The organism is Brevibacillus sp. FW306-2-1A-C05A (genome assembly GCF_058781555.1).
Window position 1 is genome coordinate 24,567 of record NZ_JBYSWV010000049.1, and the last position, 7,764, is coordinate 32,330.

Consider the following 7,764-nt stretch of genomic DNA (forward strand, 5'->3'; position numbering starts at 1 on the left):
AATGAATCTACTACGTAACCTCAGCACTAGAGCCAAAATGTTCAGCTTGGTCGTCTTGATGGCGATCTTCTTGTGCAGCGTCGGCATCACGGGTTATTTTCACGTGAAAGTATCCGGGGAACGGATGCAGGCCATGTATGAGGAGCAACTGCTTCCAGTGAAGTGGATTAACGACTGGCGACAAGACATTCGGGCTATTGACGGGTTGATCTACAAAATGATTCTCGATCCTGCCCCTGCTGTCTTCGCGCAGTACAAGGCCGAGCTGGACCAGCGCATCGCCTCTGCCGACCAGACGTTTAGGTACCTCCAGAACTCTCGCCTGGACGAGAAAGAACAAGAGCGCGTCAGTAAGCTGAAGGAGCTTCTGGAACAGTACAGCAAAGACCAGAACGAGGTTGTCCAACTGATTAAGGAAAACAAGACCGATCAGGCTTACGCCTACTATCGGGCGACGGACAAAACGCTCAGTTGGATCAATCAGGAACAACTGGAATGGGCGAACTACAAGTCTTCCCAGGCGGATCGGATGCAGCAGCAAAACTGGGACGATTCGAAAAAAGCGGTGCTGCTTTTGCTGATCGTCGGGGGAGCTTCGATCGTCCTGGCGGGCGGACTCGGATTTTTGATCTCCCGGATGATTGCCGATCCGCTGCGCGTCGTCGCAAGCCGCATGGAAGATTTGGCTCAGGGGAACTTGGCGGTTGCTCCGGTGACTTACGTAGCAAAAGACGAGGTCGGCAAGCTCGGGATTGCCTTCAACGAGCTGGTCGCCAACTTCCGTTCCTTGATCGAGCAAGTAAAAGTCGCAGGAGAGCAAGTCGCAGCTTCCTCCGAGGAACTGTCGGCAAGCGCCCAGCAATCCGTGCGGGCCACAGAGCAGGCGATGGGAAGCGTCGAGCAGATTGCGACGACGGCCGAAGTGCAGACCCAGCGCACACAGGAAAGCGTGCGCGTCATGGAGGAAATGTCTGTTGCCATTCAACGGATTGCCGACACGTCCAGCGCCGTTTCCGAAGCATCGGTAGTGGCAGCGGATGATGCGCAGCAAGGGAATATCCAGATTCAGCAAGCGGTCTTCCAAATTGATTCTCTCTCCCAAGGCGTGAACCACGCGGCAGACCTCGTTCAGCAGCTCGGCGTCCGCTCGGAAGCGATCGGGAAAATTGTCGATGTAATCACAGGCATCGCCTCCCAGACCAATTTGTTGGCGCTGAATGCGGCGATTGAGGCAGCGCGGGCCGGAGAGCAGGGCCGGGGCTTTGCCGTGGTGGCGGATGAGGTTCGCAAGCTGGCGGAGCAATCCGAGGAATCGGCGCGGGAAATCGCCCGCCTGATCGGAGAAATCCAGCACGAGACAACCCAGGTCGTCTCCGTCATGCTGGCCGGGACCGAAGAGGCGAAAAAAGGGGCTGCCGCCGTTCAGGAGGCGGGAAAAACGTTCGAGCGCATCGTCGTTTCCTCCAAGGACGTGGCAGGCCAAATCCAGGAAGTATCCGCAGCGACCGAGCAAATGTCGGCGAGCGTGCAGCAGGTTGCTTCCGCCATGGACGAGATGAACAGGCTGTCGGAGGAAGCGGCCGTACATACGCAGTCCGTCTCGGCCGGAGCAGAGGAGCAGCTCGCTGCGATGCAGGAAATTGCCCGCTCCAGCAACAATTTGAACGAGCTGTCCCACGAATTGCAGGAATCGATCAGCCAATTCAAATGGTAGTGTGTTTTTGCGGCAACAAGCAAAAGACTGGCAACCCGTTATGGTTGTCAGTCTTTTTTTGCCGTGATGCGGATTCCGATTCAGGAAGCGCGCGACTCCTGCGCTTGTGTCGTGATCTGGTCGTACTCTTTTTGGCTCATGATCGAGGCGTCGTTTTTCATCATCCACGTGTAGATCGCAAGCGAAATCAAGAGCCCGACCGTCCAGGCGTTGTCCCAAATGATATGGAAGCCGGGGATGTACTTGCTGACAAACGGAATCGCAATCCCGATCAGCATGGCCCAGATCGCTCGCATGTTAAAGCCTGTCTTGTAGGCGTACATGCCGTTCGGTTTGTACAGCTCCGTCAGATGGATGCGTCTTTTGCGCACGAGCCAGTAGTCAGCAATCGCAATTCCGTCAATCGGGCCAAGCAACGCGCCATACGTACCGAGCCAGAGGAAGATGTAATTGCCGAAATTTTCCAAAATATGCCACGGCTGCATGAGCAGGGAGACGACACCGGCGATGATCGCTCCGGCCTCGTAGGAGAGACGGCGTGGCGCGAGGTTTTCCACGGCGCGGGCGGGGGCGACGATGTTGGCGGCCACATTGGTGGTCAAGGTGGCGAGAATGATGCCGATCGTGCCGAGGAAGATGGCGAGCGGCGAAAACTTCGCCAGTACGGCGGCAGGGTCCCACAGCGCTTCTCCGTAAATGACGACGGTAGCGGAGGCGACGGCTACCCCGATGAAGGAGAAGAAGCCCATGGTCGTCGGCAAGGACGAGGATTGGCCGACGATTTGCGCTTTTTGGCTTTTCGCGTAGCGACAGAAGTCCGGAATATTGAGCGCCATGGTTGCCCAGAAGGCGATCGCGCCTGTCAGTGCCGGGAAAAAGACCTTCAAAAACTCGCCGGCAGAGGTGAATGTGGATGGAGCGGAGAGCATCGGCCCCCATCCGCCTGCTTTGGTCAGCGCCCAGACGAGCAAGGCCAGGCTCATGATAATCAGGATCGGCGCTGCCCAGGCTTCCATCTTTTTGATCGCTTCCGGACCGCGATAGGCGACCCATACGTTCAGGAGCCAAAAGCCGAAAAAGGAAATCCACAGATGGCCGGGGACACTGGCCCAGTCTGTCATCGACATGAGCAGCGTATCAATGGCGGCTCCGCCGAACCAACAGTTGATGCCAAACCAGCCAGCTCCGATCAGCCCGCGAGCGACCGCTGGAATGTGAGCGCCCTTGGAGCCGAACCAGAGCCGGGCGAACACAGGGTAGGGGATGCCGAATTTCGTCCCGGCATGGGAGTTGAGAAGGATAGGGATAAGGACAATACAGTTTCCGAGAATAATGGTCAAGATCGCCTGCCACCAGTTCATGCCCAACGAGATCAGCCCGGCTGCCATCGCGTACGTGGGAAGACAGATCGACATCCCGATCCAGAGGCTGGCAAAGTTGTACGCGGTCCACGAATGCTCAGCTTTCGTCGTCGGCCGCAGCCCTTCATTGTAGAGCGAGCTGTCTTTGATAAGGTCTTCCCCTGCTTTTGTCAGGGTGACAATTCCATTTGCATCTTCCTGCGTCTTCATTTTCTTTCCCTCCTTTTTTTGACAAAATCGCTGGCATTCGGACAACCGCCCCCAGGTTGTCTCGAATACAAGTTGTAACATTATATTGGGGGAAAGAAGCCCTAAGTACAGCTTTTTCCCGGGCAAAAAAAACGTCTGGAACGATTCGTTCCAGACGTACGGCAGGTGGCAATGCTATGCTTTTGGGAAATATTCGTTCCAGCGTTTGTCGACCAATGCCGATATTTCCGGCAGCGTCTCTACTTCATCCGGGTAGAAAGGCTTCATCCGCGCATCGACGACCAGCGGCCCTTCGTAGCGGATTTTGTTGCGGACAATCGTCGACTTGGCGTACAGATCGTGAGCCGGGTCGAAACGAGTGAACACGGTCCAGAGGAAGCTGCTTTGCTTCTCGGCGATCGCCGCATCGTCCACAATGCAGATCATCGGCCAGTCTGCCAGATTTTCGTTGAGATAGGACAGCAACTCTTCGCCCAGCTCCGGCCTTTCGCTGAAGCTCGGCCCGGAAATGACCAGACATCCGGGGCAAAACGCGCGAATATCGGTTATGCTCGGAATGCCTTGTCCTTTGTACTCGCGTGGCAGCTCGCGGACGGGGTCGCCGATGCCGAGCATGATTCCTTTGGAGCCGTGGTTCAGCTTCCGTCCGGTGTAGTCGAGCGTATCGTTCGACGTATCGTTGACGATGAGCAGGTCGCGCTCCGGCTGGAAGCGAGCCAGGACGATTTCGAGGAAATGCTTGAAATTGCTCAGGTCACACGGCACATCGGTCACCATCAAAAACTTCGTCAACGTGAGCTGGCCTTCTCCCATGATGCGGAAGGCGTGCGCCATCGCTTCCTTATAGTAGCTTTCGCGCACAATCGCGCCGGCGAGCGCGTGGAAGCCTGTTTCCCCGTATGTCCAGAGCGCTTTGACACCCGGCATGACGACAGGGAAGAGAGGCGACAGCAGCCGTTGCAAATAATCCCCGATGTAATAGTCTTCCTGGCGCGGCTTCCCGACGACGGTGGCCGGATAGATCGCGTCTTTGCGGTGCCACATCTGCTTCACGTTGAACACCGGGAAGTCATGCTCCCAGGAGTAATAGCCGAAGTGGTCGCCAAAAGGCCCCTCAGGGCGTCTGATGTGCGGAGGAACTTCTCCCGCGAACACAAACTCGGCTTCCGCGACGATCCGGTGCGGATGGTTCGGCACCTCCGCCATTTTCAGCTTGTCGCCCATCAAGAGCGAGGCGAAGACCAGCTCCGGCACCATTTCCGGCAGGGGCGCGATTGCGGAGACGATCAGGGCAGGAGGGCCGCCGATCGTAAGGGTAACAGGCAGCGACTGGTTCCGTTTTTCGGCTTCGTGGTAGTGGAACCCGCCGCCTTTTTGGATTTGCCAGTGCATGCCCGTCGTGTTTTTGTCGTAAATCTGGATGCGGTACATGCCCAGGTTGTGCTCTTTTGTATCAGGGTGCTCTGTATAAACCAGCGGCAAGGTGACGAACGGACCGCCATCCAGGTGCCAGCTTGTCAAGGCAGGCAGCTTGGTCATGTCAACATCGGTTGTTGCGATTTGGGTCACAGGCGCTTGGGAGGCAGATACGGTTTTGGTGCCCGTGCGCATGACTTCCAACAGCGGCTCGCGCAGCTCCCACAAGCCGGAGAGCTTTGGCGGCAACAGCTTGTCCATCCCGTGCACCAGGTTGCGGACGACAGCCTCGGGTTTTGGCCCAAACGCCATGTCGACCCGCTCTACGGTCCCGAACAAGTTCGTGACCACGGGAAACGATTTTCCTTTGACATTGGTGAAAAGCAGAACAGGTCCGCCCTCTTCAATGACTCTGCGATGAATCTCGGCCAGCTCCAGATGGGGATCGACTGGTGCGTCGATCTCCACGACTTGTCCGGCGCGGCGCAATTGTTCTATGAACGAACGAAGGTTCGCGTGCATCTGTAGATACCTCCACATCCCCGTAATTCCCTTTTAACTGTACACGAACATAGGCGATGAAGCTACCTTTTTATCGGCCCGGGATGGTAAGATGAACCAAGAGGTGAGCGATTTGTGACTACTGCCCGAAAAGTGATGTCTCTGCAAACGAGAATGATTTTGCTCATTACGGTCGGCATTATTTTGATTATTTCGTCAGTTGGCGCCGTCTTCTCTTCCATCGTAGCCTCGTCGATCGAGGAACAGATCGGGAAAAAGGCGCTGAGCGTAGCCAAAATCGTCGCCCACGACCCCGAACTGCGCCGGGCTTTTCAAAGCAGCTCGCCGTCTGCGCTGATCCAGCCGATCGCGGAAAACGTCCGGCTGCAAACCGGAGCGGAATTTGTCGTCGTGGGCAACCGGGAAGGCATTCGCTACGCGCATCCGCTGCCTGACCGCATCGGCAAGTCGATGGTCGGCGGCGACAACGAGCCGGGGCTGACCCACGGACAGTCGTACATTTCCAAAGCGATCGGGAGCATGGGCCCTTCCTTGCGCGGCAAGGTGCCGATTCGCGACGACAATGGCGCGGTGGTCGGCATCGTGTCGGTCGGCTTTTTGCTGGAGGATATCGAAGAAGCCATTGGCGATTACCAGAAAAAAGTTCTGCTCATTACGCTGATCGCGCTCGTCTGCGGGATCGCCTTTGCCATCGGGCTGAGCCGCTATTTAAAAAGGCTGACGCTCGGACTGGAGCCGGAAGAGATCGCCGCTCTGTACGTGGAGCGCAACGCCGTGCTCGAATCCGTCCGGGAGGGGATCGTGGCGATTGACAGAAACAGCGAGATCACGATGATGAACAAGGCAGCGATCCGCATTCTCGAATTGCCGGAGGAAGACATTCACCGCAAGCACATTTTGGACGTGCTGCCGGATAGCCGCATGCCGGAGGTGCTGAAGACGGGGGAACAACAGCTCGACCGCGAGACGATCACGAGCGGCAAAGAAATCATCGTCAACCGCCTGCCGATCAAGCTCGGGGACAAGGTCGTTGGTGTCGTCAGCAGCTTTCGCCCGAAATCGGAGATCGACAAGCTCGCCTCGGAGCTGTCCCAGGTCCGGCGCTATGCGGATGTGCTGCGCGCCCAGACGCACGAGTTCCACAACTTGCTGTACACGATCTCCGGGCTGTTGCAGCTCGGCTCGGTGCAGGAGGCGATCGAGCTGATTACGAGCGAGACATCGGCGCAGGAAGAGCTGATCCTGTTTGTCGCCAGACGGATTCCGGACCCGATGATTGGCGCTCTTTTGCTCGGCATGCACAACCGGGCGAAAGAGTTGAAAGTCCAGTTTGTGATCGACCAGGACAGCCATCTCGAAGCGCTTCCCGCGCATATCAACCGCCAGCAGGTGATCGTGCTGCTCGGCAATCTGCTGCAAAACGCGCTGGAAGCGGTCAACGATGCAGCCGTCTCGCAAAAGCGCGTCGACATTTACTTGGCCGACACGGAAGAAGAACTGCTGTTTGAGATAGCCGACTCCGGGCCGGGAGTGCCTGACGCATGGCGCGAGACCATTTTTGAAGACGGGTTTTCGACGAAAGCGGGCGAGGAGCGGGGGCTTGGCTTGGCAAAAGTGCGCGGAATCATCGAAGAGATGGGCGGCTACATCGTCGTCGGAAAAAGCGACTATGGCGGCGCGCTGTTCACCGTTTCCTTGCCGCGAGAAGGGAGGACTGGCAGTGAAGAAGCTTGAAGTGCTGATCGTCGAGGACGATTTGCGGATTATTGACATTAACCGAAGATTCGTGAGCAAGATCGAGGGATTCGAAGTGATTGCCACCGCCACCAACGGCAGCGACGCCAAAGAGCTGTTCGCCGCCATACGTCCCGATCTGGTTTTGCTGGACGTGTACTTGCCCGATATGCTCGGCACAGAGCTGGTCTGGTACATCCGCCAGCATTATCGCGAGGTGGACATCATCATGATTACGGCAGCCAAGGAGATGGAGATGGTCCAGGAAGCGCTGCGCGGCGGCGTTTTTGACTACATCGTCAAGCCGCTTGTGTTCGAGCGCTTTCGCGAGCGGCTGGAGAGCTATCGCGCCCATCTGGCACGGACGCGAGAGGCGACAGAGGTCGATCAGGATGTCATCGACCAGATGCTGACCAGGCGGCCGATCCAGGCGAAAATGCGCGAGTCAGCCGTGCCAAAAGGCATTGACCAGTTGACACTGGAAAAAGTGATCGAGGCGATCAGGCAGACAGGCGACAAAGGTGTCTCGGCAGAGGAGATCGGCCGCGAGATCGGTACCAGCCGGACGACGGCTCGGCGCTACCTGGAGCATCTGGTGCAGGAAAAAAAGGCGCGAGCCGACCTGATCTACGGCAGTGTCGGCAGGCCGGAGAGAAAGTACCGTTTTTTGCAAGAGCGGGCATGAACAATATGAACAAAAAGTTTAAAATTTTCTAAATATACCCTATGCCACTAGCGTTGCATTAATCTTTTCATACCATTCAAAATCATCATAACTTTCAGCGTTCAAGTGTTCTCAGGCATAAA

5 protein-coding genes are annotated in these 7,764 nt (G+C 56.7%); 3 read left to right on the plus strand and 2 right to left on the minus strand.

All coding sequences use genetic code 11. The annotated features are described in order from the left end of the window. Position 1 precedes the first annotated feature (1 nt). A complete protein-coding gene (locus AC3WJN_RS21665; protein ID WP_025845922.1) occupies positions 2 to 1,714 on the plus strand; it encodes a methyl-accepting chemotaxis protein in 1,713 nt (570 codons plus the stop codon). 80 nt (positions 1,715 to 1,794) lie between these two features. Here the strand turns inward: AC3WJN_RS21665 and AC3WJN_RS21670 are convergent, their stop codons facing one another. Both AC3WJN_RS21670 and AC3WJN_RS21675 read right to left on the minus strand, forming a co-directional pair. After that, positions 1,795 to 3,285 carry an NCS1 family nucleobase:cation symporter-1 gene (locus tag AC3WJN_RS21670; RefSeq protein WP_025845919.1) on the minus strand — a complete coding sequence of 497 codons (1,491 nt, stop codon included), beginning with the start codon at positions 3,283 to 3,285 and terminating at the stop codon, positions 1,795 to 1,797. A 174-nt stretch (positions 3,286 to 3,459) separates the two neighbouring features. Beyond that, on the minus strand, positions 3,460 to 5,223 hold the full coding sequence (locus tag AC3WJN_RS21675) for a UbiD family decarboxylase (RefSeq protein WP_122952727.1): 1,764 nt from the start codon (positions 5,221 to 5,223) through the stop codon (positions 3,460 to 3,462). A gap of 135 nt (positions 5,224 to 5,358) precedes the next feature. On the opposite strand from AC3WJN_RS21675, the gene AC3WJN_RS21680 reads away from it, so the two are divergent. After that, the gene (locus AC3WJN_RS21680; protein WP_206699192.1) at positions 5,359 to 6,957 is read left to right on the plus strand and encodes an ATP-binding protein; all 1,599 of its coding nucleotides are present in this window, start codon (positions 5,359 to 5,361) and stop codon (positions 6,955 to 6,957) included. Then, positions 6,893 to 7,642 carry a response regulator gene (locus AC3WJN_RS21685; protein WP_051353885.1) on the plus strand — a complete coding sequence of 250 codons (750 nt, stop codon included), beginning with the start codon at positions 6,893 to 6,895 and terminating at the stop codon, positions 7,640 to 7,642. The genes AC3WJN_RS21680 and AC3WJN_RS21685 overlap by 65 nt, the downstream gene beginning before the upstream one ends. Positions 7,643 to 7,764: the final 122 nt, after the last annotated feature.

Bases quoted from the DNA above. Each gene is read 5' to 3' on its own strand.
- AC3WJN_RS21665 (WP_025845922.1), top strand. From the start codon at position 2: ATGAATCTACTACGTAACCTCAGCACTAGAGCCAAAATGTTCAGCTTG.
- AC3WJN_RS21670 (WP_025845919.1), bottom strand. From the start codon at position 3,285: ATGAAGACGCAGGAAGATGCAAATGGAATTGTCACCCTGACAAAAGCA.
- AC3WJN_RS21675 (WP_122952727.1), bottom strand. From the start codon at position 5,223: ATGCACGCGAACCTTCGTTCGTTCATAGAACAATTGCGCCGCGCCGGA.
- AC3WJN_RS21680 (WP_206699192.1), top strand. From the start codon at position 5,359: ATGTCTCTGCAAACGAGAATGATTTTGCTCATTACGGTCGGCATTATT.
- AC3WJN_RS21685 (WP_051353885.1), top strand. From the start codon at position 6,893: ATGGCGGCGCGCTGTTCACCGTTTCCTTGCCGCGAGAAGGGAGGACTG.